The following is a 25,202-nucleotide window of genomic DNA, read 5'->3' as shown; positions in this document are numbered from 1 at the left end:
TTCTGAGGCCAAGATCGCTGGAAAAGCACTTCCGCAGCGGATAAAAAACTCTTCATTTTCATGAAAGTGAATCAGAGGTCCGCAGTTGCTATCCTTCGTGACATAGGCGTTCAGCGATATTTCCTGCTTTCCGAGGCAATAGAAAAGATCAACGAGTCACTTAGGAAAACTGATATGAAATTCTTTAGAACAACTATTCTATCTTCGCTGCTGTTTGCGAGCGGTGCAGTGATCGCAAGCCCGTCGCTTACGCCACAACAATGCAACGACTACCCATTCAGGCAGCCCCGCGGCGAGATCACGCATGCTCAGTTGATCCAGGAGCTAGCCGAATTGGAGGCGGTGGGATACGACCCGACAGCCGACGACAACGATTATCCGACCGACTTGATGAGTGCCGAAGGCAAGTTGCAAGCAGAGTATCGGAGAGACTGTGCACCCCAAACCGATGGCGGTCCGCCGCCGACAGAGTCGAAATAAGCGCAGCCATCGCGGATCGGATGTGCTTTTCTACAGTCGCAAGCCGTGGCGATCCTTATAGAGAGAGACAATTCTCCGATAGGGATTTTTTGGTCTGGAATGCATTCCAAAATTCTTCGACATCTCTATCTCGTCCCTGGCGTTTTGATCAACTTGACCGTTGATCGCGGAAGCATCGATCCCGCAGCGTATTGAACGAGCTCATTCGGACCACTGCGCTATTTGACCGTAGCCCCATGCTCCGATTCTGAATGGACGGAAGTTTGACGAAGCTGGGAGTCTCGTGGGAGCATCTGACGCTTCCTCCTTTAATGTAAGCGTGCATGGGACAACTGGCCTTACGCCAAGACAGTTGGACATGCCCTGCGGTGTGGACACTGACGGTGCAAGTACGCAAAGCCGTAAGTGCGCCGTAGTCGTCCACATCCTGAGCGAAAGTAGGGGTGTTAAGCAATGCCACGAGACATGGATAAGCATCAGTCGCGTTGGCCTCGCAGACGTATATCTGCACGAATTGAATAGAGCTGTCTTGGGCGCCAGCGAAGATATCGTGGAAAAAGCCGGTTGCTCCGTCCAAAGGTAGAAGAGCGAATAGTGTGCTCGCAGGAATTATCAGAGGCGGCCCGAGCGCCATTCTATACACATCAAATCGACAGTGACTACTGCCCAAGAAGACAGTGCAATGGGCTGTTTGAATGCGGTCAGCGGCAGCCTTCGCGTATGTGTTTGAGATACATGTACTCGATATCGTGCGCGCTCGGTCAACTTTCTTCGGTCACGAGCCTCTGCTGCTGATCGGGTGTCATCTCACTTGCGTTCGATCGTAAGCGTCTGGTCGATTCGCCCGATGAACCGGGTCGCTGGGTGATCGAATCGCAGTGTTCCTTGGTCACTGCCCCCCAATTTGAATAAAACGTAAGCGCATCGTCACGGCTACCATCGAATGAGCGCCTGCTCTTTAACGTTGAAATTGGTCAATTTCGTGTCAGTGTTGGCCCCGTTCCAACACATTTTCTGAAAGGCAGATTTGCGCGTGCACTAAGGCGCCGTGTCGCTATATTCACGTGCGTTCTCTGCTGACTCTCGGGAATGAGTACGTCTCACTGTGTTGAGAAGGTGGGGCGAAAAGAACGAAAAGATCCGGCATCGGCCGCATTTGTATAGAAAATGTTGAACTGACTTAACCAACGCAAGCCTCATTTATTGCCTGACGCTGCATGAAGCAATGAATTTGTGCTCGGACATTAAAGAGACCTAAATATGAAAACCATGCAGAAACGTTTGCTCGCATCGGCGATTCTTAGTGCATTTTTTGGCTTCGCTCACGCCGACGAGGGGGACAGCGTCACTCTCTACGGCATCATGGATGTGGCAGTCGGTGCAGTTGAGCATAGCGCGAATGGCAGCGCGCTATTCCCCGCTACGGTTAATCCCGTGAGCAAAGTTAGCACGGCCTTCAACCATTCGGTAATCGGAATGTTTAACGGCGGGATATCCGATTCGCGCTGGGGCATCCGCGGAACCGAAAATCTGGGCGCGGGCTTGCATGCTTTCTTTGGCTTGGAGTCTGGGATCAATGTTCCATCGGGGAACCTCAATAATGCGGCCGGTTCGATAGCGGGTTCTAACAAGACTGTTGGAGTTGCGTCGGCATTGAACGGCCAACTCTTTAACCGGGGCGCTTTTGTGGGATTGAAGCAGGATCAGTACGGATCCGTGGCATTCGGCCGAACAACGACGCTCGGCTACGACACAATCGTGAACTATGACCCGGTGCTTGCGGCACAGCTATTTTCCCCGCTCGGCTTTTCTGGCTCGTACTCAGCTGGTGGCATTACGGAGGGCTCACGCACCGACAACAACATCAAATATACGAACCACACGGGCCCGATCAACTATGGCCTTTCATACAGCTTAGGCGGAGTCGCAGGCAATTTTAGAGCGGGGTCGACCTTCGGAGCAAATTTGGGCTATGAAGACCGCGGTTTCGGCGTTCAGGCGACTTACTACAGTGCCCGCGATGCGGTTCATTCGGGCGCATTGGTCGGCGCGAATCCGGTGGGCAGTGCCCTAATCGGTACGAGCGTAGGGACGCTGACGCTGAACAACGACGAAGACGTCATGATCGCCGCCAAGTACGCATTTGGCGCTGCGACAATCAAGGCTGGCTATGAGCATTACGAACTCAAGGCTCCATCGGACCCTGCTGCTGCCGGTAGTACGACTGACTACTTCGGTTTTTCTGGGACATTGACCAATACCGTTCATCCGACGAAGACCAACGTCTATTTCGGCGGCGGTGATTACAAGTTCACACCAGCCTTTGATGTCGCTGCAGGCGTCTACGATACGCAAACGATTCAGTCGACGGGTGTTGCCGGTGGCAATCAGCTTCAATACTCGGTACTTGCTGACTATAGCTTTACGCGTCGTACTGATGTCTACGCCGGATTTATGTTTTCTAAATTTAACGGCGCAGCGTTTATCGGATCAGAGTCAAACAACTACATCGTAGCGACTGGAATCCGGACGATGTTTTGACCGGTGGACAGGCGACTTCGATTCATCGTGGACGTGAGGCGACAGCGAGAGCGGATCAGCTAAGCGACGCCTTGGCATATGCTGGACTCCCAGGCTAGGTCTTCCACCCCCAAGTTACGCGTCGTCGTCCTGTCCCATGCTGCGTTGAGGAATACCGCCGGCCGTACGATCTTCGCCCGCTTTGCACTTTCTCGGCGAGTCCAATTTTGATGTCCGGCGAGTGCATGCCATTGCGAGGTGCAGGTTGGTACATGAGTCGGCCACAACGGTTGTGCCGCAATAAGGTCGACAACGCGAAAAACTCTTCTACTAGGGTAAGGATTTCGTACGCCATCAGAGAATCAAACAGAGCGTCAGTTGTTCGGGTGACACTGTCGTCCGTCACCGGTTCTTTTTTTATTTTGTGCATTGTCTCAATCCCTGAGGGGATAATGCGGGCACACCGGAATCCTTGAAGCGCATCATGGGCCCGGTTCGGCGTTTGATCGCCCGGTGATCAACCTTCCGTAAATATCCGCTCACGAGAAAATAGAATTTGTCTTTTCCATCAAACTGAGACGCCCGTCACTATCCGATCGAGTAGCCAGCGCCAGGAATCAATCGAACAGCATAGCGAGCGAGTGCCGGTTCCTCGGCCAGCATCGGCGTCGCGTAATTCTTCGCCGCGTTGCCACATGACCTTCTAGGCACGCACCGTCGTTCCATCGTTGGGAAACGGGCGATACCTTTCCTGGGGAGCGTTAAAAACCTTGGGGTATTAGCGAAGAACGCCTAAATTTGCGAAATCAGGGCCGCTGGAGGTGGCGATGAAAATCGCCATTCGCATCGAGGTCGCCACAGACTGTGGGGAAACCGAAACCTTCGGAATTTTGAAGCTTGAGCACCCCTATCGAGACCTTGAACCCGCAAAGATCGGTTTATCACTGGCTGAAGGGAAACACGTATTGCATGAAATGCAGAAGATAGTGGTAGCGGCACAAGCCGAAGAGCTTTGCACGTTACGACGCTTCAGCACCCGCTGTCACCGCATGCTTGATCTCAAGGAACGGCGGATACGTAACAAAGTATAAGCGACCATACGACAGCATTTTGAACGGCCGCTCTTTATATGTCACATGGTGATGTATTTCAGGTGCTTCACGGCCGCAAGGGCAGCTCGATACGCGCGACAACTCCTGTTGTTTCATCCACCCGGTTCGACAGCGTGACGTGGCCGCCGTAATTCGCAGCCACAGCTTTCGCGATTGAAAGTCCCAAGCCGCTGCCCGGTTCCCGAGCGGCTGCGCCGCGCTGAAATCTTTCAAACATCCTTTCCAGTTCCGCTTCGGGAATTCCAGGCCCATCGTCGACGATCTCCACGACCGCAACATCGCCCTGGCGATAGACGCCGATGTCGACGCGGGCGCCGGCCGGGCTATAGCGTATGGCGTTGTCGATCACGTTCTTGAGGAGGATCTGGAGGTCGTCTTCCGCGGCCGGGACCACCACCGGTTGCAGCGCGACCGCGCCGAGATCCACGCCGCGAAGGATCGCTAAGGGAAGGAGTTCGCCAATGACATCGGAGACGGCTCGAGGCAGCGACACGTCGGCCAGCGCCTTGGCTGCAGGTCCTGTGTCTGCGTGGGCCAGGCCCAGGAGCTGCGTGGTGAGCGAAGCCACCCGGATGATTCCGCGCTGCAACTCTTCCAAACGCTCGCTATGCTGCTCAACTGGAGCATCGTGCAGATTGGCAACCTGCAATTGAATGGCCGCGACCGGGGTACGCAGGGCGTGCGCGGCGTTGGCGACAAATATTCGCTCCGCCTCCCCGCATACGGATCGCCGCTTCGGCATTTGATCGATCGAGCCGAGGAACGGTCGCAACTCCGCTGGTGTTACCGCGCAATCGAGTGGTTTCGGGTCGCCGGGATCAATTTCGGCAACCCGGCGGCCGAGCCGATCGATCGCGTGCAGGTTTCGGCGAGCCAGAATCGCGATAGTTACAGCCAGCATCGAGAGCAGGGCGAAAAGCGGCGCCAGACCCAAGAAGGTCAAGCGGGCTGCTTCCCGAGCGCGCGCACCGTGCGGCTCGGCGATTTGGACAAAGTCGTTTCGGGTGCCAAAGGCAAGTACATCCCATTGCCGGCCTGCGGAGCGCATCGTCGTGAACCCTGGTTTCGCTCTCGGAAGAACTACGTCGGTATGACTCGTGATGTCGGGGCGCGCGCCGCTTCCCGGACTCCAGATTTCGACGATCGGTTCTTTTGGAATAGCGGATGACAATCTCGTCGTCGCTGTTGCGTGAACCGCGGGCTGGGCAAGCGGCGATGCGGCATACGAAAGCCCCGGATCGGAAGCTGTCTCGAGACCGCGAACAACCAGAAAGGTGCCGAGCGTTCCTAGCGCACCGACCAATAGCACCGCGCACACGAGCGATAGTTCGAGGCGACGTCGCAGCGAATCGGCGGCAAGCATTTCAGGCATGGCGAACTCCTGCGTGGTTCGCATCGCGTCGGATGACAAGGTTTCCCCCGGCGCCCCGAAGCGCCGATGCCGACGCACGGTAAGCGCAACGTCGCATGTGATAATTAGGATAGAGTGAGGCGACCGTAAGGTGTGTACGGCATCGCCCGACAGGAACCGCAGCGCCACCGTGGTGTCGCGCTTGGGGTCGCCACCCTCTCTCATGTGCGGTTGGCCCGGCAGCTAACGATCATGAGAGCGGGAATTCGTCGTGCCTCACTCGCAAGTGATGAACACCTTGTCGAATCACACGATTCAGGAGGCATTTCCCCGTTCCCGAACTGAGCCGATAAAATCTCCTGTCCGGATGTTTGTTCTATTGACTGGTACGACAAAACTGGAGGTGAGCCGGGCACGGCGCTTCCATGCATATGACGATGGAGATTGACATGGCTGAGGGACAGGAGCAGTTTGAGGAGTACAACGGTTTCACCATTCGCGTCATCGCCGTTCCCGAGTATTCACCTCACCCGCCGAACATCCCATTTGCCTATACGGGATACGTCGCCCGCCCCGGCGCCGACGTTCGTTATGCGCCGCGGAAGGTGAGCTTTGTCCATCCGTTCGCCGATCTGCTTACTGCCGAAGCGGCCGAACAGGCCGGTTTCGCGGAGGGGAGATCGATCATTGACGGAACCCATCCCGAGGGACTCAATACGAAGGGTCTGTGACCGAAAAGTCGGCCGACTGCGGGAATTTTGCGACCGACCCGGTGACGGGGTTCGACGTAGTACGACTGAATCCCGATTTCCCGCATGGAGACGGGACTGCGTCAGTTCTTGCGCGAGATCCTGTACGCCGCCGGCTGAGACCTACTGTGCCTTCCTGTGGGGGTGTCACCTTCGCGGTGATTACAAGCCAGCACAACACCAGCCCCGCACAGGCGAACAAGGCTGCGCTTTGCCCTTCTACCTTGAGCATCCAGCTGCCCACTATCCGGCCCAGCACCAGTCCAATTGACTGCGTGGTGTTGTCCACTCCGGTCGACGCGCCCTCGCGCGTGCCCGGCGCCAGTTTCGACATCAGCGAAGCCTCAAGAAGATTGAAGCCGAGAAAATAAACGAACAGGATCACCGGCACACCGGCAATCGTATGGGGTACGGTGGCCAACAGCCACTGTCCTATCAGGACAAGACCGATCGCGCCAAGTGCTTTACCGCGGCAAGCTGCGAGTCATCAGGGAAAAGGCAGAAATAGCCGAATTTCGTTTGGTCTTCGCGTTGACCAAAACTACGCTTCCTGCGACGGGTCGAAGCGCTGCGGCCGCTTCAAATCCTGCACAGCTTCCACTTCATTGGGTTGGCATTCCTCGTCCCAGGCGTCGTGTCGCCCGAGCTGCCATCTGCCTTCGCGTATTCCGCCGCCTACGGGGACCTCGTCTCGGCGGCACTCGCGTTGCTCTCGTTTGTATCGCTGCCACGCGGAGCTGGCACTGTCATCGCATGGATCTTCATCCTCTGGGGCTCAGCCGATCTCTCGAACCGTTCACCAGGCCGATCGCCGGGCTCATGGCGGGGCAGTAGAGCGCCGCCTACTTCATTCCGGCTCTCGTTGTACCGCTACTGCTGATAACACATGGGCTCGTCTTCCGGATTCTTCTACAACATCAAAGTCAGTCCGCAATGCGGGAAGCCGGCGGTCCGGGGAAGGGCTATCAAGTGGAGGGCCCCTGGTGTCCGGCATGAACAGCCGGTTGGGATGCATCGCGGTTTGTCCGTGTGTGTTCCATCCTCTCGCTCCCGAGGCCCGATGCCGTTGATAGCCAGGTTCGCGGTAGCTGTAAGCTGCACGAAATGCGCGTCCAGCGCGCCGGTGCGCTCCTCGCCGATCATCTCGTGTAGCGCTGGCGCGTCGGGCCGCGTCGTGGGGAGGCTGGCGCTTCGCCGGTGTCCAGGCCGTATCAATCAAGCTCCGCCGAGCGAGGCGCTGGCAGCCCTGCCAGTTCTCGCAGTGCACGAGCGGAGAACAAACGATTCATCCGAATATCCGTCGACGGGTTTGTCGCGGGTTCGGTAGAGGGCGTCGACAGCGCGGGCTGCGGAGAATGGGCTTTTATTGCGCCTTCGATTCGTTGATTTCGAGGGGGCAGCTTGCAGCTGCGCCGGTTACGCCCCTGATCGGTGAAACCGCGAGGCACGGAATGAACCGAAAGTATCAGAGGCAAGTCTTGGACAGCGCCCACGGGGGTTGGCCGAGCATCGATTTTTCGCTGGCGGCGGCGAGCGTGGTGACCGAGGGTTTCACAGGACGAAACTTTAGCTCGCATCTGCCGATAACTCGAGCAGGAACCACACTTGGGCGCCGGACAGTCCCCCGGCACCATCCGGCGCGCCCATTGACGCGCCGCTTCGCATGGCAACCCAGCTCGATCTTCATCCGTTTGCAATAGGACTCAGGATGCACAAACTCAGTTTTACGCAGAAGCTGTGGCTGCCGCTGATTATCAGCCTCGTCGCGTTGCTCACCGTCTCGGTGTCGGCGGCGTGGCAGTCGCGCGAGACACGCATCGAGGAACGTAAGCACGACCTCACGAACGTGGCGCACGTCGGGCTCAGCATCGTGACGGAGTATGCGGCCCTGGCGCAGAGCGGCGCGCTGCCGGAGGCGGATGCCCGCAAGCAGGCGCTCGAACGCCTGCGCGGCATCCGCTATGGGGAAGACGGCTATTTTCTCGTGATTAACTCGAAGCCACAGATGGTAATGCATCCAATCAAGCCGGCACTCGAGGGTAAGGATCTCGCGGCCAACGCAGATGCCGACGGCCGTCACCACTACGTGACGTTCGCGTCAGTCGCACAGGCGCCGGACGGTGGCTTCGTCGACTACGTGTTCCCGCATCCGGGCGCGGCGTCTGCGCAGGCGGTCGGCAAGATCGGCTACGTGGTGCGCTATGCGCCGTGGGACTGGATCATCGCGACCGGCGCCTACGTCGACGACATCGACGCTGCGTTCATGGCGTCGCTGTGGCTGATCGGCGCGATCTTCGTGGCGGTGTCGGTGGTACTCGTGGCACTCGTCACGGTGACGAACCGCAGCATCGTGCGCACGGTCGGCGGCGATCCGGCCTACGCGGTCAGCGTGGCGGACGCAATCGCATCGGGCGACCTGACGGTGGCGATCCACACGCGCGACGGCGATACGTCGAGCCTGCTGCACGTGATGCAGCGAATGCGCGATGCGCTGACCGGCACCATCTGCCAGATCAAGCACGCGTCCGACAACGTCTCGTGCGGCGCGAGCGAGATCGCGAACGGCAATGCCGACCTTTCGTCGCGCACCGAGAGCCAGGCGGCGGCGTTGCAGGAAACGGCGTCGAGCATGGAGCAGATGACGGCGATGGTCCGCCAGACTGCGGACAACGCACGCACCGCGAGCGAGCTTGCGGCCGGTGCCGCGAATATCGCGAACCGCGGCAGCGACATGATCACGCAGGCCGTTGCAGCGATGAAGGGCATCTCGAGCGAATCGGGCCGCATGGTCGAGATCATCGCGACGATTGAGGGCATCGCGTTCCAGACCAACATCCTCGCGCTGAATGCGGCTGTCGAAGCGGCACGCGCGGGCGAGCAGGGTCGCGGCTTCGCGGTCGTCGCGAGCGAGGTGCGCAGCCTCGCGCAGCGTAGCGCGACCGCGGCGAAGGAAATCCGCGAGCTGATTAGTCATGCCGTGAACGGCGTCGGCAGCGGCGCGACGCTGGTCGAGAACACCGGATCGACGATCGACGAAGCGCGCGACGCGATCATGCGAGTGACTGGCGTCGTGCAGGAGATCGCCGCGGCGGCGGCAGAGCAGAGTGCGGGAATTGACCAGGTGAATCTCGCGGTCACACAGATGGACAGCATGACGCAGCAGAACGCGGCACTCGTCGAGCAGGCCGCGGCCGCGGCGCAGTCGCTGAAGGAGCAGGCGATGAGCCTGCAACGCGCGGCCGCGGCCTTCCAGGTGGACGACGCCGACCTTAGCGGCGGCGTACTGTTCGCGCCGGCTTCGGCGCCGCGCGGCGCCGTGTTCGCGTAAGAGCCAGCGCCGCGATCTCGCGGCGAGCTTCGTGTTGAATGGCGCGCGCGTGTGAGCGGGATGAAGTTGCGCTTCTATGACAATCTCCTTTCGACGAAGGAAGTTAAGTGAGCGCTTCTTTGGACGGTCGCCGTCCAATCCTGTATAGCGACGATGGCGGTTCCCTAACACAGCCATTAGCGACGGATCCAGGTGTACCTTTGAGCACGGCCCTGTAGCGTGCGTTGCTGTAGCGGCACCATCTGTTCCATAATTTCTTCCAACAGTTTTCGGTTCCCGAGCGATCGCTACACTGTCGCGACCTACCGAATCTGGAATCGACGGATCCGCTCCGGCGTCGATCAACAGGTGCTTCGCTCGCCTCATGTTTCTCGGCGCCACGCTGTGGGGCACGGGCATGCATGAATCGATCATTCCTGCTGCGGTCTCGCCGATAATGGTGCAGTCGAAAAGAGCATCGGCATTCGGTCCGTTCACTGCCGTATACGGCCTCTACGGGATTGCGGGAAGCGCATCATGGCTGGATCTACGATCGCTCGGTGATCTGATCCGTGGCGTTTTGTGTGATTACACAGGCAAGCGCGATACCGGTTTTTATCTGGATGAGCCGGCGTCACGAGAAGGGTTAAACGGCATGAAGCGAAGTCGAACTCCGTTTGCGATTGGTCCTCCCACCGACTTTCACCATCTCGAAAGCCTCGCGGGCGATAGTGATGCGCTCGAACCCGATCAGCAATCGCGCCACGTTATAGAATCAAGCCCGAAGTGGTGTAGGTGGACATCCCCAACCTGCGAATATGAGATGCGACACCTGCCTGCGACCAATTAGGGTGCGAAGGCACAATGCATTCATATTTTCACGCTGGGGTGCAGCAATTTAGGTCTTACGGCTTAGCGACGGCGTCAGCGCCGTTCCCAAGAAGATGCCCACTATCGAATAAACCACGTAGGGAGTGTGCAAGTGCTCATGGTCGGCCAACCCACGAACGCCATAACTGAGAATGAGCAAGCAAAATGCAATAGCCCCGGCGCGTACTGTCAGTAATCTAACCATCAATAACATTCCTCCTTGTCAGAAAGCAATGCAACGTGCCCTAGGTTAGTGCATTAGTCCAGCTTACACTTGGATCGCCACGGCATCGCGTGCGAAAGATCGAAGGCACTAGCATTGCGGTTGTCCGGCTGAGCGTCCAGATAAGGATCTCGCGTTTAATTCACCGGCAGCTTCTACGTCTTCCCAATTACCTTGGCGAAGCGACAGCCGGGCTAGGAAAGATGTAATCGCGACGTACGCTCCTAAGGCGAAGAAGATGAAGGACAGCCGAAAGCCGCTATCAACAAAAAGCGGAATCGCCTTGCCTGAAGACAGAAGGCTCGGTACGCCCAGCATCCAAGCTGAGCAGAACGTAAGCAACGCTGCGTTCTTCGTCTCCGCGAATTTGATGAAATGCACTGTGCGAGCCAGGTTCGCGGCCATCAATTTCTCGTACATCTCTTCTTGATCATTATTCGCCATTTGTTTCTCTACTTTTCTAGACGATGTGACTGCCGCAGCGAACACTTCCGCCGCCTGCGTTATTTCGCCAGTGGCGCGTGCCAGCGCACTAGGATACCAAGTTGGACGGCGGCCGAGCCCTGGTGTATTGACGCGCGTCGCGTAACCTAGACTGACGCTACGGCCAACGAGACGAAGGCGGCCAGTCTCGCAGTCGCACAGTAAGCACCCGGTGATGGCATCTTGAATCGACGCAGCAGCCTTGGGAGCATCGTGTCCAGTTCACTGGGCCGAGGACATGGACGTGCAAGCGTGTTTCATTGGGCTGTAAAAGAAGCCTGAGCTTATTGATAGACCAGATCCGCGCGACGGTTCTGCGCCCACGATGCATCGTCGTGACCCATGGCGATCGGTTTTTCTTTTCCTAAACTAACCGCTTCCAGCTGAGAGCCTGGCACACCAAGGGTTTCAAGGTCGTGGAGAACGACTTCCGAGCGCCTTTCACCAAGGGCGAGGTTGTATTCACTTGTTCCCCGTTCGTCGGTGTTGCCCTGAATCAGTAGGCGACGACTGGGATGGGTTCTCAGGTATTTCGCATGGGCTTCAAGGAGCGCCTGATAATCGTTCTTGACGCTGTTGCTATCAAAATCGAAGTAGACGCTACGCTTGGCGAGCGGATCATTGGGATTGTTAAGTTCTTCGACCGCCACTGGTGCAACGTTTGCCGCCTGGCTATTTGCGGAGTTGCCCTGAGTGGCAGTCGCTTCCTGGTTCGGCTTTACACTCGGATGACATCCAGCAAGGATACCCACCATGAGCACCGCAACGCAGACACCGATCTTAATCATGATCTCGCTCCTGCGACTAGAGGCGGACTCGCTTAGGAATACTTTTAACGAATAAAGGCGCTTGAACGTTGACGTCACGAATGACAATCCGCATTTGGTACAAAAGATCGAAATCCAGATACACCAGGGTCGCGCGTCTGATGTTCTCAGCTCGCGCGCAAGATCATCATTCGCACGATCTGCATCGACCGGATTACAGTGGATAGTGAACGGAATAGGCTCACGTCTTTCTCACGTATGCGCTACACCATCCCTTTGCATCAACCAGCTTGCCGCTGTAGATCGGGCACGGACCCTGGGCGCTCCCGGGCTTGCCTTGATAGAGCTGACAATTTCCGCAAACCTGACCGGTCTGGTACTTCGGATATTTGGTCTCGTCTATTTGGAAGCATCTGTTTTATAACCGAGGGCCTGGGCAGTGGAATCACTCTCTGTGAGCACAGCGGCATCCGCCCGTGACTCCTTTGAAAGCACAGCTGTTGAAGCGAGCGATGCGGCAATCATCATGAATTGACGACGGGAGGTGGACATCGAGGGAATTCCTTTCCGTGACGTAATGCCGGCTCGGGCGCAACGCGTATGCCGGCGGAGGCATTCCGCGATCTTAGCGCGGACAAGTGCGTTTTGTAAGTATTGGTTAAAGTCTTTGACAGGAAGATGCTGTTCAATAAAGTTTCGATGCCATCCATACCCGAAAAGTTCATGCCCAACGCGCCATGCCCAGTCCCAGCGCACGAAGCCGGCTGGTTCTCTGAGCACGATGCGGTTTGCCGCCGTAGTTTGACACGACTCGAAATCCGAAGAGAAGATGATTGGACTTAAGCACGTCTGTTTAACCGTTCGCTGCTGCAGTGAAATTCAGGCCAAGCTGAGTTAGTCCCGCTTGCACGCCGAACTCGACATCTGTCTGATCAATTGCAACTAGCGCAGCCGTCGCAAGCGAAGCCTTGGCCTGAGGGTATGCCCGGCACAAGCTGGCGCAATGAGGTCGATCGACGACATCGCGCGAGGAGGGCGAGGCGAATGGAAGCAGCGCAGTGACTATCACCAACGTTCGCTCGTTCAGAATACGATGTACCGATACAAGACGCTCACGGGAATCGTCTTTCAGCATGCTGAATCGGTTCGCAAGCGATGGAGGTCACAATCCATATTGGCATCGTGAACCACGTGGCGACACTTGCACGCCTCCAGTCCGTGCGTATCTCTTGAATTTAGGATTGCGGGCGAAAGCTTGCCCCTGCGGCCGATTATTGCAATAACGCCCTTTCAAACGGAAGGGTGACCGCTGATGCGAATTAGCCGGCGGCTTGAGAAATCAAGAGCGTCGCCGCCCAGTCCAGATGACATCACGTGGCCGTCAAAACACCGCTTCGCGCACGTGGCTCGCGATGCCGGGCATCTATCGCTATCTCACGGCGTATGGGGCAGGGAGCACCACAATCCGGTGCGCCCGCGAGAATGCCGAATTTCCGAGCGAAGTGCTTGCCGTAAATGCAAGGAACGGTGCGGCGAGGACAATGGCTTGAAAGTGGTCTTGAGTAAGCATCGTTGGTAGGAGAAGTGTCCTTTTGGCTATTGAGGGCGTCGGTCCAAATTGTTCTCAGTCGCACTTTAAGCTGCTCTTAATTCGTCCCGCCTACATTGAAATCGTAGAGGGACCGCGTCACCGGTCGCGTGTCTGAGAAGCGTTCCTACGCGAAACAAGTGTTACATACCCAGGATCGCAAACGTCCGCGGCCCAAATCTCGATCCCGGCAAATGCAACCGCTTATGCCTAACGATATGCGCATGGTTCGCTTTCGGCATCGGGAGCGTCGTTCGGGGTGATGTCATGTCAGACGTTCTGCATAACTGGATTCTGATCGGGAGCAATGCGTACTGCGAGTACACATTCGTGCCTTGGATGGACAGGAACGTGTATCGGCGGACTGTCGATCTCAGTCACATTTGCATTCAGTGACTGCTGGGATAAGCGAACGGTCGGCACCGCAGCGGTGTCGGTGCGCGAGTCAGAATAACGCCGCGAAATCTGGGAGCAGAAGATAATCGCGAAGCTTGGAAGCTGACCTCTCAACGTCGCTCCAATTGGAAGTTCGGGAGCCATGGATTTTGCGAGGCAAAGTAGCGCTTGCAATAGACATCTTCGTACGTTGCCGCAGATGCGATCGAAGTCGCGAAGATGACGAACTGGCAGCAGGATAAGGCAAAGTCTCCGATCGGACTTTCCGGTTACCACGTCGTTTGCCATGCATGGTGGACTTAAAACTGTTGGGTCAATCATCGCGGCGTCTACGCTGCATTCGAGGTACGCATAGCGGAGGTGCACGCAACTGACGCAGGCAGGACCGCGGATAACGCTATCAGATGGTGCTTCACGCCTCATTTCCCACAACGGGTCGTCCTGTCCAGTGTTGTTCCTTTGGCTCGCTTACCGGCCGGCCGGATTGCGAGCGCAACCCCGATCTGACACATACGTTTCAGACGGACTCCTACGCGTCGCTGCAATCACGGGGGATACGGGAAAACACCCACGGATCGGTTGCTCTTTGCACATGCCGTGCCACACAATCGTTCCTTTCAGAAAGATTGTGTGGCAGCGTAGTCAATCACGTTTCGTGATAGATCATGGGGTGATACATTTCCAATGCCGACCGTATTTTCAGGGAGACTGGATGACGGACACCAGGAAACGCCCGGTGGGTGACGCTTTGACGAAGCAGGAGTTGGAAGAGTTGTCTGAGTTTCGCTATCAGTTGCGACGCTTCGTTCATTTTTCCGAGAAGATCGTGCAAGCGGAGGGAATCACGCCTTTGCAATATATGTTGCTGCTCCACGTCAAGGGCTTCCCTGGGCGGGGCTGGGCGACGGTCGGTGAATTGGCGGAACGCCTGCAGGCGGCGCCGCACGGCACCGTTGCCCTCGTGTCCCGTTGCGAAGCCGCCGGCTTGGTTACACGAAAGCCCAGCGAAAATGATCACCGCCAGGTTGAGGTGCACCTGCTCACGAAAGGAGAGCGCTGTTTGACAAGGCTGGCGGCGCTGCACAAGTCCGAGGTTCAATCCTTCGGTTGGGTTTTCAAGGCGTCGACGAATCGCTCATGACATTTCGTGTGCGCGTAGTCGCCGAGAAGGAAGCCTGTTGTTGTACGAGCACGCGGCTGAGCAGAACAGCTCAGGGATCGAAGCCACAAAACCGTCTTCGACGCGTGCGGGCGGTTGCATTTCATGACGCCCCGAGGATCGCCGCCGCTTCCGCCCGGGTCGCGGAGATCAGCAGCGATATAGACGCCAAGTGGTCGGCGTCATCGCCGACTGGATGAGCGGCGATCTGTTCTGATCACTACGCGTGCTGACCCCATTGGGCCGCAGATGAATCGGGTAACCGAAGGAGCCTTGCTAAAAGGCACCGTTGTGCTATAAAAAATTAGCTAGCATGTCTATCGGTCGTCCGGCCGAAGAAATGGGTGACCCCACTGGAGCGAGCGCGACAGTCCATGAGTCTTTTAGAGCTCAGAGGTGTTTCCAAACACTTCGGCGCCATTCACGCCCTGACCGACGTGACGTTCAGTCTTGAGCCGGGCGAGGTGGTCGGGCTCATGGGAGATAATGGGGCCGGAAAAACGACGCTGGTGAAGGTCATTGCCGGGAACTTTCCCCCCTCGCACGGCGAAATCCTCATCGGTGGTAAAAAGGTGCATTTCAGCAAGCCGGTCGACGCCCGCGCTCAGGGGATCGAAGTCGTCTATCAGGAACTCGCCCTCTGCAACAACCTCACGGCGGCCGCAAATGTTTTCCTCGGCCGTGAGCCACGGATCGGTTTCGGACCCATCCGGATTCTCGATCACGCGACCATGTATCGGCGCGCCGGCGAGCTATTCAAAGAACTGAAATCCGAGACGCGTCCGCGGGACCTCGTCCGACAGATGTCCGGAGGTCAGCGACAGGCCGTGGCGATCGCTCGCACGCGCCTCTCCGAGGCGCGGCTCGTCATCATGGACGAGCCCACGGCATCGATCAGCGTCCGGCAAGTGGCGGAGGTGCTCGGCCTCATCAAGCGCCTGTCCGAACATGGAATCGCAGTCATTCTCGTCAGCCACCGCATGCCTGACGTTTTCGGCATCGCCCACCGCGTGGTCGTTATGCGGCGTGGGCGCAAGGTCGCGGACAAGAAGATCGAAGCGTCCTCTGCGGAAGAAGTAACAGGCCTGATCACCGGAGCTATCACCGCCGCCTGAATCTGCCTCGCACGACTATGCATGGGGTCGCACTAAACGCTAAAGCGCTAAGTGCGACCAACAGGAGACCGAAATTGAACGATGCGCCGCAAAGGCCCACCCCAACGCCGATATTGCTTGATGATCCGCAAACTGCGAAGACCCATACCCGCTGGACGGGGCTTCTCGCGAGCCAGGTCTTCTGGGTAGTGCTTGCAACTATTGTCGCCTGCGTCCTGCTCTCGTTCGTGACCTCGACCTTTGCGACGCAGCAGAACCTTTTCAACGTCACGCGCAACTTCGCCTTCGTCGCAATCGTCGCGCTCGGCATGATGGCCGTGATCGTCACGGGCGGCATCGATATTTCGGTCGGCTCGACTATCGGCTTGAGCGGTATCGTCCTCTCGGTGGTCATGAACGCCGGCTATCCGATCTGGGTCGGCATCGGGATGGGGCTTTTGACCGCGGGGCTCGTCGGCCTCGTGAACGGCCTGCTCATCGCCTATCTTGACATGCAGCCTTTCGTCGTGACGCTCGGCATGCTGAGTGTCGGCCGTAGTCTCGCGCTGGTGTTCTCCGGCAGTCGGACCATTTTCGATTTCGGTCCCGACGGAGCCAAGCTCCTTGCGCTCGGCGGCGGCAAGACCTTCGGCCTCGCCAATCCGGTGTGGTTCCTGATCGTCCTTGCCGTGATTTTCTGGTTTGCGTTTGCCTGCACTCGCTGGGGCCGCTACGTCTTCGCAGTCGGCGGCAACCGCCATGCGGCGAATCTCACCGGCGTTCCGGTGCGTCGCATCATCTGCTCCGTCTATGTGCTCGCGGGCCTCATGGCGGGCGTCGCGGCGATCCTCGAAGTCGGCTGGCTCGGCGCGGTGACGACGGGCCTTGGCACGGGCGACGAATTGCGTGTGATCGCCGCAACCGTGATCGGCGGCACCAATCTCACGGGCGGCATCGGCAGCGCCTTCGGGACCGTCGTTGGCGCCGCACTTATCGAAGTCATCCGCAACAGCCTGATCCTGCTCGGCGTCGACTCGTTCTGGCAGGGTACGGTCGTGGGTACCTTCATCATCATCGCCGTGCTCTTCAACCGGCTCGGCGGCGAGCGGCAAGGAGATTGAAATGTCTTCGGGCGCACCGGCCGCGATGCGACCGATGCCTGGGGGGCGGCCGGACGAAACGCGGAACTGCCGGACGCAAGGGTTCACAAGAAACGCGAGGTTCCGCGGGAAGGTTAAGGCTCGGACACCACCTTTCCTTGCGATTATTACGAAAATTGTGCGAGCAGACATGGGCACCGCAGAGCCGGCGCCGATGACTTTGTATGGGACAACTTTGTATGCGACCGGAATAAGCGCTAAAGCGCTAACTCCGGTCGCCACGGAGGCAATAATGAAGAAAGTTTGGATGTGTGTTGCTGCGATCGGAGGGCTCGCAATGCTGACCTCTCCCACCTTCGCAGCCGATAAGACCCTGGCGCTGGTGGTGAAGGGACTCGACAACCCGTACTTCGACCTCATGCATCAGGGATGCGAGCGGGCGAACAAGGAGCTCAATAAACAAGGCTATACCTGTTACTACACCGGCCCCGCGACGGCCGCAGACGAAAGCGCAGAAGTGCAGATCATCGACGACCTGCTGACCAAGGGCGTGGCGGGAATGGCGATCTCACCCGCGAATGCCCCGGCCGTAGCCGAAGAGTTGCGCCGCCGCCATGTGACGATTCCAGTCATCACCGCGGATGCCGATTTGTTGCCGAAGGATGCCTCGCTGCGCAAGAGCTACGTCGGCACCGACAATTACGAGCTGGGCGTCAAGCTCGGCGAGCAGTTGAAGTTGCTGATGCCGAAGGGCGGCAATATCTGCCTCGTCATGGGAAATCCCGCGGCCGAGAATATCAACCAGCGCGCCCAGGGTACGCGCGACGTACTCTCCGGCAAGAAGGGAATCGCGAAGCTTGCAGGAGAAAACGGCTGGAAGGAGATCAGCGCCTGCCCGCTCTACGTGAATGACGACGCCGCCAAGGCGAACCAGATGATGCAGGACACGCTAACCGCAAATGCCACCGGTCTCGATGCCTTCGTGCTTGAGGGCGGCTGGCCGCTGTTTGCTCCGCAGGCCTATTCGCAGGTCGTCGCGCCGATCATGGATAAAATCCAGAGCGGAAAGTTCGTCGTCGTCTCGGCCGATACGCTCGGACCTGAACTGCAAGCCCTCAAGGAGCACAAGGTCAATGTCCTTGTCGGCCAGCGGCCGGAGGAAATGGGCTATCGGGCAGCGATGGTCATGCGCGACCTCGCAGAAGGAAAGTCGGTGAAGCCGATCATCCACACCGGCCTCGACACCTGCACCTGGAAGAATGCCGACACCTGCCTCAAGCATTGAAGGCGGGCAGTACCCATTACAAAGATGGATGCGGACTGATGCGCGAGCCGAGGCAGCCCATATCTGTGCGATTCACAGACATCGTTTCACTTTTTTTCAGGTCCGTTTTCTTGAAGTGTCGGAACTCGCGGCTGCCATAGGAGCCGCGAGTTCCGACACACGCCTGTGATGTTCGGCAAGGATCTTGTCGATTCACCATTCGCGATACCGGATTCGCTCATTCAGTTCGTCGCAGGCGCTTGCAACCTCCTCCGCGAGAGGTGTGATCTCGCTCAGCTCCGCGATACGATCGACGGACGTCTTGCCGTCGAGTGAGCCGTGCAAGCGGCGCCAGTTGTAGTCAAACTGCCATTCCTCGATTCGTTGGTCTATCGCATCTGCGGCGGGACATGGTGGGGGCCGCATCGTTCGATCCGGCGGCGACCCTCGACCCGCGCTTCAAACCTTGTCCACCAGACCCGACGCTAAGCCGCGGTCCGGGGCTACCGGGTTTCTGGGCGCGTGGTATCAGCGCGACGGAACGTGCCGGGGCAGCGCCTGGCGGGCGGCCAACGAAAGTGGAGCGGTTCGCTGCCCATACGTCCGCCAGCGACGCCCTGCTGGCGCTGGTGGGACCACACGTCGGACAATACGAGACGTATCGCGACGATGTATCGGACTTGCCGCAGTTCGAATTGCCTGCTGCACGGTCAAGCGACACGCTGGCGATCGTGATGTCCGGCGATGGTGGCTGGCGCGACCTTGACAATTCGATCGCCAAGTCGCTGCAACGAGAAAATCCCAAATCGGCACATACAACCTACTAAGGGCTTCGCTGATGCCGTTCAGTGCCTCGGCAGCCGACTTTTAATGAGGAAGCGCGATTCTTCCCGCGTGAAGTTCATATCATCGCTCGGCGCCTGGACGCGGCTGGGCAGTAACGCCTCAGTCAGGATCTCTGCATAGGGATCAAAGTTAAACCAGTGAGTCAACTCAGTCAGTGATGTCTGATCCTGCTCAACGTGCCAGTCGATCGCGACTCCGTAATGCACGGAAGGCTCGTTGGGAACGATGAAGAGCTTACAAGAGCCGCTGCCTGCGCTGCTATCAAGCACTTTCACGAAATAACGTCGAGTCGGATTGTCCGAAAAAAATCGCGCAACTTCCGATGAAAGCGTGAGTGTGTTTGTGGTCGACATGTGGCTTTCCTGGTTTCTGCAAAAATACGCAGTCGCGCAGCGACGGACGAACGACTGCCGGTCAGCAACCGGTGCGACTTATGGCTATCGTCTAACGCAGAAGTATCTATGTTCCCATGCTAATGTCACATCGAAGCGAACATCAGCGCGCGAGATCAGCGGGTCCGGCGATTCCCTTCGGATTGCCTTTCGGCACAAACAGCCCCTGCTTGCGGCGTGTCAGTTGAACCAGGACATGTCGCTCATCGTCCAGATGCGACCGATAGAGCGGCGCCCGTTCTGGTCGAAAGTCGGCAATCGGTAGATCAAAACCTGCGAGATCGGCCTCGACTCTACAAAAGGCAGATGCAACCTTGCCATTGTCAACCTAAGCTCCATATTTCAACGACTCGAACCGCTTGATCAACTCCGCACCCTCCGAGGTGAGTTTGAGCTCGGTGGTATCAGATGCTGTTGCGACCAACTCCACCAGGCTCTCTCGCTGGAGGCTTGCGACGTCGGGGTCGGCGAAATCAACTACGGCTGGAGAGGTGAGTAATACAAACAACATCGCAATCTCGTGGGGACTCAGCAGCCTTTTCATTCCTTACCTCGATGACTGTTGTTAAGTTGGAGTTTCGCCTGGAGCGCTGTGCGGGAAGGGAGCGGGTGGTTGCATCTGCTTTCAGTCGGGAGTTAGTGTCTATGGGTGACGCCTCGGGGTAGCACCTTCCGCTGCTAAACGACTGGCCAAAATGTCGTGGGGGCGCTACCAGGTAAAGATTCGCTGACGGTCGCCGTCGCCGCGCACGGACATAGTGGGAACAGATCGTCCTGCCGGTTCTTCAGAGGTGCTCTGAAGGCGTTCGAGGACGGTATGCGGGAATGGTAAGGAAGTTCATCCGCATAGCCGCAGTTGACTGCGCGCCACCAACCGGACCTTACGCAAGCGTTGGCGCGACTCTGAATTCAGCGCACACGTCTGCGAGTTCTCCGTGGAACGCACGAGCACACACTTTCACGGTGGCGAAGGGTTGCATCTCCACCCATCACCCTACATTCGATCACGATCGAATGTAGGGTGATGGGCTTAAGCGAAACTTAAAGCGGAAGCTGGGACAAACCCCGAGGCGAATGAGTCCATGCGCGGGGCGACCATCCGACAAAAGCATTTGCTCAGCCGCGCTTCACCCATTATTGTATGTCACCGCGTGACATACAATAATGGAGTAAGTGTCTGACGGCGTGACTCCAGGACCCGGCCGCAAAGAGAAGGGATTGGAAGCATAGGCGAGGCAGCGGCAGACCGGCCGATTCGCGGGTTAACCTCCGAGTCGCGGGGAAACTTCGTCTCGTGTGGCAGCTCCTTCGGATGGAGGAGGGCATCGTGTTCATTAAAGGCGATATTGGAATCAGTTATCTGATCATTACCTTGTCGTTGCTTGGGATAATTTTCACAGATAGCCTGCTCACTGCACTACGTCTCGAGCTTTGGCCTCCGAAGCTGTTGGGTGCGACGGTGGGTGCGCTACTAGGTCTTGGGCTGATCGAAGCGGTCCTGTTGTTTACCTAGACCTGGATAGATGGGTCAACATCGGACGCGTTCATGTGGGCCAAGTCTATCTGGCGGCTTGGATTTCGCCACAGGGACAATAGCGACCGGGATGGTGGGGACGATGGTTCCGTTTAACACGATTCTTTTTTGCTATGATGCGACCCCCGCGGGGCGGCGTGCGTTACGCTGCGCTTGCGCAGCGACTGCAGGCTGAAACCCATCTGCTTTCCATTCTGGATTTCACGGTTCTGGTGCAAATGGAGGCAGTGAATGGGTTAGAGTCGTCGGACTACACGACCTGATGACCGATGATGAGTAAGCTAAAGAGCCTGGGTAAGCTGTTCGATGGGCGACATTTTGATCGCGAGATCATCCTTCTGTGTGTTCGCTGGTACTTGCGCTACAAGCTTAGCCTGCGGGATCTTGTCGAGATGATGGCTGAGCGGGGTGTGTCACTCGCACACACGACGATCCTGCGTTGGGTGCAGCGTTATACGCTCGAATTCGTCAAACGCTGGAACCGGTTTGGCACGCCCACAGGACAGTCGTGGCATGTCGACGAAACGTACCTGAAGATCGGCGGTAAGTGGGTCTACCTCTATCGGGCCGTGGATAGGGCCGGCCAGACGGTAGACTTCATGCTGCGCGCCAAACGCGACGTAGCAGCGGCAAAAGCCTTTTTCAAGAAGGCCATCAAGCATCAGGGGCAGCAACCGAAAACCATCACACTCGATGGCTACGCGGCCTCGCACCGGGCCGTGCGCGAGATGAAGGCTGACGGCTTGCTGCCCGCCGGCAAGGAAGTCAGATCCTCGAAGTATCTGAATAACCTGATCGAGCAAGACCATCGAAACGTCAAGTCCCGGACGAAGGTCATGCTTGGCTTCAAGCGGTTTAGGAGCGCCGCGACCACGATCTCAGGTATCGAGCTGATCCATCGCATTCGCAAAGGCCAGTTCAAACTCCCGTCGCTCGACCTCAAAGACACCGCCACACGGACTGCTTGGGATGCGGTCCTCTCAGCCCAATAAGCATCCTATCAAAAGCAACTTCCTCGACTACTACCGCTATTTGCACCAGATCCACCGCCGGCGTAAAGGCCCGCTGAAATTCCGTTAGCTGAGCCGACTACTATGGACGCTAGCCAAAAGACGAGTGCGACCAGCCATGCATCTTCCCTCGATCCATCGAGCACGGAAACGAACAGCCCGGCCAGTCTGGGTCGCCGTGTGCATTGCGCTCCTTCTGTTGCCGCCAGCCCTCCTTGCCCAGGACGAAAAGCCGGGTATTTCCTTTTCCACGATCGAGCCCGGCGCGCCACTGCCCGCAGGCTGGAAGAACCTGCCGGTCGTGCACGGTAAGCCCATGACGCAATACACGCTCGTTCGCGACGGCCACACCACCGTCCTGCAGGCGGACGCAAACCGTTCTGCTTCTGCGCTGATGCACGAGGGTAATATCGACCTCGTCCGCACACCCGTCGTGGCATGGCGCTGGAAAGCAGAAAGACCGATCGAGGGCGCCGACAACCGCGTCGGATCGAAGGAAGACGCGCCAGCGCGACTGGTGTTCTCATTTGACGGCGACAAAAGCAAGCTATCGTTTTTCGACCGGGCCAAGATGGACCTAGCAAAGCGCCTGGGTGGCGAAGAGCTACCCTATGCCACGCTGATGTATGTCTGGTCGACCACGGCCGCGCCGGGCACCGTCATTGCCAACCCTCACACGGGCCGCGTACAGATGATCGTAGTCTCTGGTCTGTCCGGCGATGCGGGTCAGTGGCAAAGCCTGCGCCGCAATATCGTGCAAGACTACGAACGGGTCTTTCACGAACCACCTGGACGAATTAGCGGCTACGGGCTGCTGACCGATACCGACAATACCGGTACTACGACACGCGCCTGGTACGGAGACGTCGAGTTCTTGCCCGGGCCTTGATAACGCGGAGCCGCCGAACTAACTGAGCCCGTCGGTGGGTTGCGGGTCGCTGTCCTTTGTTCTTTCGCTGTAAGCTGCCAGTCGAAAACATTCTCCCTGTGCCAGCGACAGCTCCGTGGCGGCATAGGTCAGTGGGTACAACCGGCCAATACCTGCCCGTCGACTGCTTCAAATTGACGCCGCAAAGCGGACATTCGAGAACAACTGAAAACGAGTCGTCTTCCGACACCCCCATCAATGTCGGCAGAGCCTGCACTCGCATGCTGTCAGGATGAGCGGGATTCACGACTAAGAGGACAGACGCCCCGTCAAGCCATCGCGACGGACGCTGCGGCACACCGCTGGTGTGGGATGGATCGCTCACGCTTCGGCCCGAGGTCGAGGCAGTTGTGCCCGTGCTGACCGCCTAAGATTACGCCGCCGTGCCGAGCTGGCGACATGGCGGCAGCTGGGAGCTGTGGACGCAGGAGGGGAGAGCGTGCAAAAGTAGGGGCGATCGGTTTCGTCAGGTCGCCACGGCTTAGTGCAAGGTTGCACAGCCTGCTCTGTTCGTTGGTCGGTGCCGGCTTGTCGACGCTGCCCAGATGCATTTGCCGTGAAGCGATGCGGCTATCTCCAGCTCCGAGACGCGATGGGGCGAGAATTCCTGATTGAAAATCGCGACCCTGACTTGCGCCATGCAATGTGCCCCTTCGTCGGTCCAGTGCATCTGCTGCTTCTTGGCCATGCGGTGGCTGACGACCTGGTTCACCGCGGACTCGGCTATGCTGCTGCTGATAGGTAGGCCCTTGCGATGCCTAGAGCCGTAATTGACCAACGTGCGCCCGTTGTTTTTCAGGTAACTGGAGACCGTGTTCAGATTCCACCACAGCGTGTTGAATTCGTATCCCTCCCTTGCCAGAAGCCGACTGTCCAGTGCCCTGATCCGCTCCAACGCCTTGTTGCCCTTGCCATGCCAGACCAACCACTTGGCGTGGATGATTTCCGTCTCCACCGACTCGCGCTCCATCGAGTCGATCATCTTGCTGCCGAACACGGAGCGCTGCGCCGCCTGGAATTTCATCGCGATGTGGAACCAGTCGAGAATCCGGCCGCGAGCAAGCTGACTGCCCTCGACAGTCTTCGCAAATTCTCCTGTGTCGTCGCTGATTACGGTCACGCGCTCGTCGCTTGCCACGCCGTTTTGGCTGAGAAACTGATCGAGTCGCGCTGCGGCCGACTTGACCTCTTTATGCACTTAGGCGTACAGCTTTGGAGGACCGTCGGTGAACGTCGCTCGCCCGGCCACGATGCTCACGTGGCCGCCAGGGCTTCTCAACTGGTCGCAACTTCGCAGCCACGCCGAATCAACGCTCACGGCGGCGACATGGCTGGATTCGCGAACCTGTACATCTGTCGCGGGTTGCGGCAGCTTCGCGATATCGCGCTCGATATCAGCGTCGAGCAGTTTTCCAAGGGTGTGAATCCGGTTCCGGGCGCCGCTGAACGAAATGCCCTTGTTTAGCGGCAGCACTTCCTTGAGCATCGTCGTGGCCTGTCGGTATGGCAGATGGGCCGCCCACTTTGCCTGAAGGTATTCCAGCTCGGGCGTGACGCGCCTAGTTAGCATTTTGGACAAAGGATGCACGACACGCCGTGGCGTCTGCGCAGTCTGCTCGCAAGCACACGACCAGAGTCGCGGACTCTTCACGATCACTTTGCCGTACACAGTGCGTAGCACCGTCGAGCGACTATCCTTGTGGCGTAGGGAGCACCGCAGAGCCGGCACTGGGTCTGGCCCGAGAGCCACCATTGCACCTGTTTCGAAATCAACTCGGCCTGCACCATGGCTAGCAGCGATCGTCCTTCGGCGAGTGTCAGACCCAGTTGGTCAAGACTGCAGTCCCGGCGCTCAATCACGGCCAAAACTCCGTCGCCGTCATTGACCGTGTCGCTGTCTCCATCGGCCAACCTTGCTTCGATGATCAACCGCATGGCTTTCTCCCACCGTTGTGATATCGATCAGCGTACTCCACACGAAACGGTTGCCGCGCAGAAAGCATTATTGGCTGTCTCGGCGAGCCTCCCC

The 25,202-nt window shown here is 58.0% G+C and carries 22 protein-coding genes and 6 pseudogenes; 15 read left to right on the top strand and 13 right to left on the bottom strand.

Going from position 1 to position 25,202, the window contains the following annotated elements:
• Positions 1 to 174 precede the first annotated feature (174 nt).
• Positions 175 to 480, top strand: coding sequence for a DUF4148 domain-containing protein (locus ACSQ8V_RS38880; RefSeq protein WP_436209433.1), 306 nt, complete (start codon positions 175 to 177; stop codon positions 478 to 480).
• A gap of 1,260 nt (positions 481 to 1,740) precedes the next feature.
• Positions 1,741 to 3,021 (top strand): porin, encoded by a 1,281-nt coding sequence (locus ACSQ8V_RS38875; protein ID WP_436209432.1) that lies wholly within the window; start codon positions 1,741 to 1,743, stop codon positions 3,019 to 3,021.
• A gap of 328 nt (positions 3,022 to 3,349) precedes the next feature.
• Here ACSQ8V_RS38875 and ACSQ8V_RS38870 read toward each other — a convergent pair.
• Positions 3,350 to 3,519, bottom strand: a pseudogene (locus ACSQ8V_RS38870) (IS6 family transposase); the annotation flags it as partial.
• A gap of 308 nt (positions 3,520 to 3,827) precedes the next feature.
• Here ACSQ8V_RS38870 and ACSQ8V_RS38865 point away from each other — a divergent pair.
• Positions 3,828 to 4,079 (top strand): annotated as a pseudogene (locus ACSQ8V_RS38865) (ISKra4-like element ISBte2 family transposase); the annotation flags it as partial.
• 79 nt (positions 4,080 to 4,158) lie between these two features.
• Here the strand turns inward: ACSQ8V_RS38865 and ACSQ8V_RS38860 are convergent.
• The gene (locus ACSQ8V_RS38860; protein ID WP_436209431.1) at positions 4,159 to 5,160 is read right to left on the bottom strand and encodes a sensor histidine kinase; all 1,002 of its coding nucleotides are present in this window, start codon (positions 5,158 to 5,160) and stop codon (positions 4,159 to 4,161) included.
• A 752-nt stretch (positions 5,161 to 5,912) separates the two neighbouring features.
• Here ACSQ8V_RS38860 and ACSQ8V_RS38855 point away from each other — a divergent pair.
• Entirely contained in the window at positions 5,913 to 6,194 is a 282-nt protein-coding gene (locus ACSQ8V_RS38855) for a hypothetical protein (RefSeq protein ID WP_436209430.1), read from the top strand.
• 157 nt (positions 6,195 to 6,351) lie between these two features.
• Here the strand turns inward: ACSQ8V_RS38855 and ACSQ8V_RS38850 are convergent.
• Positions 6,352 to 6,696: pseudogene (locus ACSQ8V_RS38850) on the bottom strand (MFS transporter); the annotation flags it as partial.
• A gap of 1,224 nt (positions 6,697 to 7,920) precedes the next feature.
• Here ACSQ8V_RS38850 and ACSQ8V_RS38845 point away from each other — a divergent pair.
• Positions 7,921 to 9,540, top strand: coding sequence for a methyl-accepting chemotaxis protein (locus tag ACSQ8V_RS38845; RefSeq protein WP_436209571.1), 1,620 nt, complete (start codon positions 7,921 to 7,923; stop codon positions 9,538 to 9,540).
• 364 nt (positions 9,541 to 9,904) lie between these two features.
• Positions 9,905 to 10,369 carry a hypothetical protein gene (locus ACSQ8V_RS38840; protein WP_436209429.1) on the top strand — a complete coding sequence of 155 codons (465 nt, stop codon included), beginning with the start codon at positions 9,905 to 9,907 and terminating at the stop codon, positions 10,367 to 10,369.
• Positions 10,370 to 10,702: 333 nt separating this feature from the next.
• Here the strand turns inward: ACSQ8V_RS38840 and ACSQ8V_RS38835 are convergent, their stop codons facing one another.
• The 4 genes and pseudogenes from ACSQ8V_RS38835 to ACSQ8V_RS38820 form a co-directional block, all read right to left on the bottom strand.
• A complete protein-coding gene (locus tag ACSQ8V_RS38835; protein ID WP_436209428.1) occupies positions 10,703 to 11,056 on the bottom strand; it encodes a hypothetical protein in 354 nt (117 codons plus the stop codon).
• Positions 11,057 to 11,379: 323 nt separating this feature from the next.
• Positions 11,380 to 11,883: a peptidoglycan-associated lipoprotein Pal gene (pal, locus tag ACSQ8V_RS38830; protein WP_436209427.1), complete on the bottom strand. Its 504-nt coding sequence runs from the start codon at positions 11,881 to 11,883 to the stop codon at positions 11,380 to 11,382.
• A 220-nt stretch (positions 11,884 to 12,103) separates the two neighbouring features.
• A pseudogene (locus ACSQ8V_RS38825) lies at positions 12,104 to 12,414 on the bottom strand (high-potential iron-sulfur protein).
• Between the two features lie 301 nt (positions 12,415 to 12,715).
• Positions 12,716 to 12,997 carry a hypothetical protein gene (locus tag ACSQ8V_RS38820; protein ID WP_436209426.1) on the bottom strand — a complete coding sequence of 94 codons (282 nt, stop codon included), beginning with the start codon at positions 12,995 to 12,997 and terminating at the stop codon, positions 12,716 to 12,718.
• Positions 12,998 to 14,558: 1,561 nt separating this feature from the next.
• On the opposite strand from ACSQ8V_RS38820, the gene ACSQ8V_RS38815 reads away from it, so the two are divergent.
• From ACSQ8V_RS38815 to ACSQ8V_RS38800, 4 genes are all read left to right on the top strand, one after another.
• Positions 14,559 to 14,987 carry a MarR family winged helix-turn-helix transcriptional regulator gene (locus tag ACSQ8V_RS38815; RefSeq protein WP_436209425.1) on the top strand — a complete coding sequence of 143 codons (429 nt, stop codon included), beginning with the start codon at positions 14,559 to 14,561 and terminating at the stop codon, positions 14,985 to 14,987.
• Between the two features lie 392 nt (positions 14,988 to 15,379).
• On the top strand, positions 15,380 to 16,120 hold the full coding sequence (locus ACSQ8V_RS38810) for an ATP-binding cassette domain-containing protein (RefSeq protein ID WP_121946982.1): 741 nt from the start codon (positions 15,380 to 15,382) through the stop codon (positions 16,118 to 16,120).
• A gap of 74 nt (positions 16,121 to 16,194) precedes the next feature.
• Complete coding sequence (locus ACSQ8V_RS38805) at positions 16,195 to 17,220, top strand: ABC transporter permease (RefSeq protein ID WP_436209424.1); 1,026 nt, start codon at positions 16,195 to 16,197, stop codon at positions 17,218 to 17,220.
• Between the two features lie 271 nt (positions 17,221 to 17,491).
• Complete coding sequence (locus ACSQ8V_RS38800) at positions 17,492 to 18,484, top strand: sugar-binding protein (RefSeq protein ID WP_436209423.1); 993 nt, start codon at positions 17,492 to 17,494, stop codon at positions 18,482 to 18,484.
• A gap of 96 nt (positions 18,485 to 18,580) precedes the next feature.
• Here ACSQ8V_RS38800 and ACSQ8V_RS38795 read toward each other — a convergent pair.
• A pseudogene (locus ACSQ8V_RS38795) lies at positions 18,581 to 18,871 on the bottom strand (IS481 family transposase); the annotation flags it as partial.
• Positions 18,872 to 18,873: 2 nt separating this feature from the next.
• Here ACSQ8V_RS38795 and ACSQ8V_RS38790 point away from each other — a divergent pair.
• Positions 18,874 to 19,290, top strand: a complete 417-nt coding sequence (locus ACSQ8V_RS38790; protein WP_436209422.1) for an AcvB/VirJ family lysyl-phosphatidylglycerol hydrolase — start codon at positions 18,874 to 18,876, stop codon at positions 19,288 to 19,290.
• A gap of 18 nt (positions 19,291 to 19,308) precedes the next feature.
• Here the strand turns inward: ACSQ8V_RS38790 and ACSQ8V_RS38785 are convergent, their stop codons facing one another.
• The 3 genes and pseudogenes from ACSQ8V_RS38785 to ACSQ8V_RS38775 form a co-directional block, all read right to left on the bottom strand.
• Positions 19,309 to 19,662, bottom strand: a complete 354-nt coding sequence (locus tag ACSQ8V_RS38785) for a hypothetical protein (protein WP_436209421.1) — start codon at positions 19,660 to 19,662, stop codon at positions 19,309 to 19,311.
• A gap of 145 nt (positions 19,663 to 19,807) precedes the next feature.
• Positions 19,808 to 20,026 (bottom strand): annotated as a pseudogene (locus ACSQ8V_RS38780) (substrate-binding domain-containing protein); the annotation flags it as partial.
• Positions 20,027 to 20,029: 3 nt separating this feature from the next.
• Positions 20,030 to 20,245 (bottom strand): hypothetical protein, encoded by a 216-nt coding sequence (locus ACSQ8V_RS38775; protein ID WP_436209420.1) that lies wholly within the window; start codon positions 20,243 to 20,245, stop codon positions 20,030 to 20,032.
• A 783-nt stretch (positions 20,246 to 21,028) separates the two neighbouring features.
• Between ACSQ8V_RS38775 and ACSQ8V_RS38770 the strand changes: the two genes are divergently transcribed.
• From ACSQ8V_RS38770 to ACSQ8V_RS38755, 4 genes are all read left to right on the top strand, one after another.
• The gene (locus ACSQ8V_RS38770) at positions 21,029 to 21,214 is read left to right on the top strand and encodes a hypothetical protein (RefSeq protein WP_436209419.1); all 186 of its coding nucleotides are present in this window, start codon (positions 21,029 to 21,031) and stop codon (positions 21,212 to 21,214) included.
• A 134-nt stretch (positions 21,215 to 21,348) separates the two neighbouring features.
• Complete coding sequence (locus tag ACSQ8V_RS38765) at positions 21,349 to 21,498, top strand: hypothetical protein (RefSeq protein WP_436209418.1); 150 nt, start codon at positions 21,349 to 21,351, stop codon at positions 21,496 to 21,498.
• 9 nt (positions 21,499 to 21,507) lie between these two features.
• Positions 21,508 to 22,227 (top strand): IS6 family transposase, encoded by a 720-nt coding sequence (locus ACSQ8V_RS38760; protein ID WP_436209570.1) that lies wholly within the window; start codon positions 21,508 to 21,510, stop codon positions 22,225 to 22,227.
• A 136-nt stretch (positions 22,228 to 22,363) separates the two neighbouring features.
• Positions 22,364 to 23,134: a DUF3047 domain-containing protein gene (locus ACSQ8V_RS38755; RefSeq protein ID WP_436209417.1), complete on the top strand. Its 771-nt coding sequence runs from the start codon at positions 22,364 to 22,366 to the stop codon at positions 23,132 to 23,134.
• Between the two features lie 520 nt (positions 23,135 to 23,654).
• Here ACSQ8V_RS38755 and ACSQ8V_RS38750 read toward each other — a convergent pair.
• A complete protein-coding gene (locus tag ACSQ8V_RS38750; RefSeq protein ID WP_436209416.1) occupies positions 23,655 to 24,311 on the bottom strand; it encodes a hypothetical protein in 657 nt (218 codons plus the stop codon).
• Positions 24,312 to 24,371: 60 nt separating this feature from the next.
• The gene (locus ACSQ8V_RS38745; protein ID WP_436209415.1) at positions 24,372 to 24,659 is read right to left on the bottom strand and encodes a hypothetical protein; all 288 of its coding nucleotides are present in this window, start codon (positions 24,657 to 24,659) and stop codon (positions 24,372 to 24,374) included.
• Positions 24,660 to 25,202 lie beyond the last annotated feature (543 nt).

It is taken from the genome of Caballeronia sp. LjRoot31, from assembly GCF_964253885.1.
Lineage (GTDB): Bacteria > Pseudomonadota > Gammaproteobacteria > Burkholderiales > Burkholderiaceae > Caballeronia.
This window is presented reverse-complemented; position numbering and strand designations above follow the sequence as displayed.

Bases quoted from the DNA above. Each gene is read 5' to 3' on its own strand.
- ACSQ8V_RS38880 (WP_436209433.1), top strand. From the start codon at position 175: ATGAAATTCTTTAGAACAACTATTCTATCTTCGCTGCTGTTTGCGAGC.
- ACSQ8V_RS38875 (WP_436209432.1), top strand. From the start codon at position 1,741: ATGAAAACCATGCAGAAACGTTTGCTCGCATCGGCGATTCTTAGTGCA.
- ACSQ8V_RS38860 (WP_436209431.1), bottom strand. From the start codon at position 5,160: ATGCGCTCCGCAGGCCGGCAATGGGATGTACTTGCCTTTGGCACCCGA.
- ACSQ8V_RS38855 (WP_436209430.1), top strand. From the start codon at position 5,913: ATGGCTGAGGGACAGGAGCAGTTTGAGGAGTACAACGGTTTCACCATT.
- ACSQ8V_RS38845 (WP_436209571.1), top strand. From the start codon at position 7,921: ATGCACAAACTCAGTTTTACGCAGAAGCTGTGGCTGCCGCTGATTATC.
- ACSQ8V_RS38840 (WP_436209429.1), top strand. From the start codon at position 9,905: ATGTTTCTCGGCGCCACGCTGTGGGGCACGGGCATGCATGAATCGATC.
- ACSQ8V_RS38835 (WP_436209428.1), bottom strand. From the start codon at position 11,056: ATGGCGAATAATGATCAAGAAGAGATGTACGAGAAATTGATGGCCGCG.
- pal (WP_436209427.1), bottom strand. From the start codon at position 11,883: ATGATTAAGATCGGTGTCTGCGTTGCGGTGCTCATGGTGGGTATCCTT.
- ACSQ8V_RS38820 (WP_436209426.1), bottom strand. From the start codon at position 12,997: ATGCTGAAAGACGATTCCCGTGAGCGTCTTGTATCGGTACATCGTATT.
- ACSQ8V_RS38815 (WP_436209425.1), top strand. From the start codon at position 14,559: ATGACGGACACCAGGAAACGCCCGGTGGGTGACGCTTTGACGAAGCAG.
- ACSQ8V_RS38810 (WP_121946982.1), top strand. From the start codon at position 15,380: ATGAGTCTTTTAGAGCTCAGAGGTGTTTCCAAACACTTCGGCGCCATT.
- ACSQ8V_RS38800 (WP_436209423.1), top strand. From the start codon at position 17,492: ATGAAGAAAGTTTGGATGTGTGTTGCTGCGATCGGAGGGCTCGCAATG.
- ACSQ8V_RS38790 (WP_436209422.1), top strand. From the start codon at position 18,874: ATGGTGGGGGCCGCATCGTTCGATCCGGCGGCGACCCTCGACCCGCGC.
- ACSQ8V_RS38785 (WP_436209421.1), bottom strand. From the start codon at position 19,662: ATGTCGACCACAAACACACTCACGCTTTCATCGGAAGTTGCGCGATTT.
- ACSQ8V_RS38775 (WP_436209420.1), bottom strand. From the start codon at position 20,245: ATGAAAAGGCTGCTGAGTCCCCACGAGATTGCGATGTTGTTTGTATTA.
- ACSQ8V_RS38765 (WP_436209418.1), top strand. From the start codon at position 21,349: ATGATGCGACCCCCGCGGGGCGGCGTGCGTTACGCTGCGCTTGCGCAG.
- ACSQ8V_RS38760 (WP_436209570.1), top strand. From the start codon at position 21,508: ATGAGTAAGCTAAAGAGCCTGGGTAAGCTGTTCGATGGGCGACATTTT.
- ACSQ8V_RS38755 (WP_436209417.1), top strand. From the start codon at position 22,364: ATGCATCTTCCCTCGATCCATCGAGCACGGAAACGAACAGCCCGGCCA.
- ACSQ8V_RS38745 (WP_436209415.1), bottom strand. From the start codon at position 24,659: ATGCTCAAGGAAGTGCTGCCGCTAAACAAGGGCATTTCGTTCAGCGGC.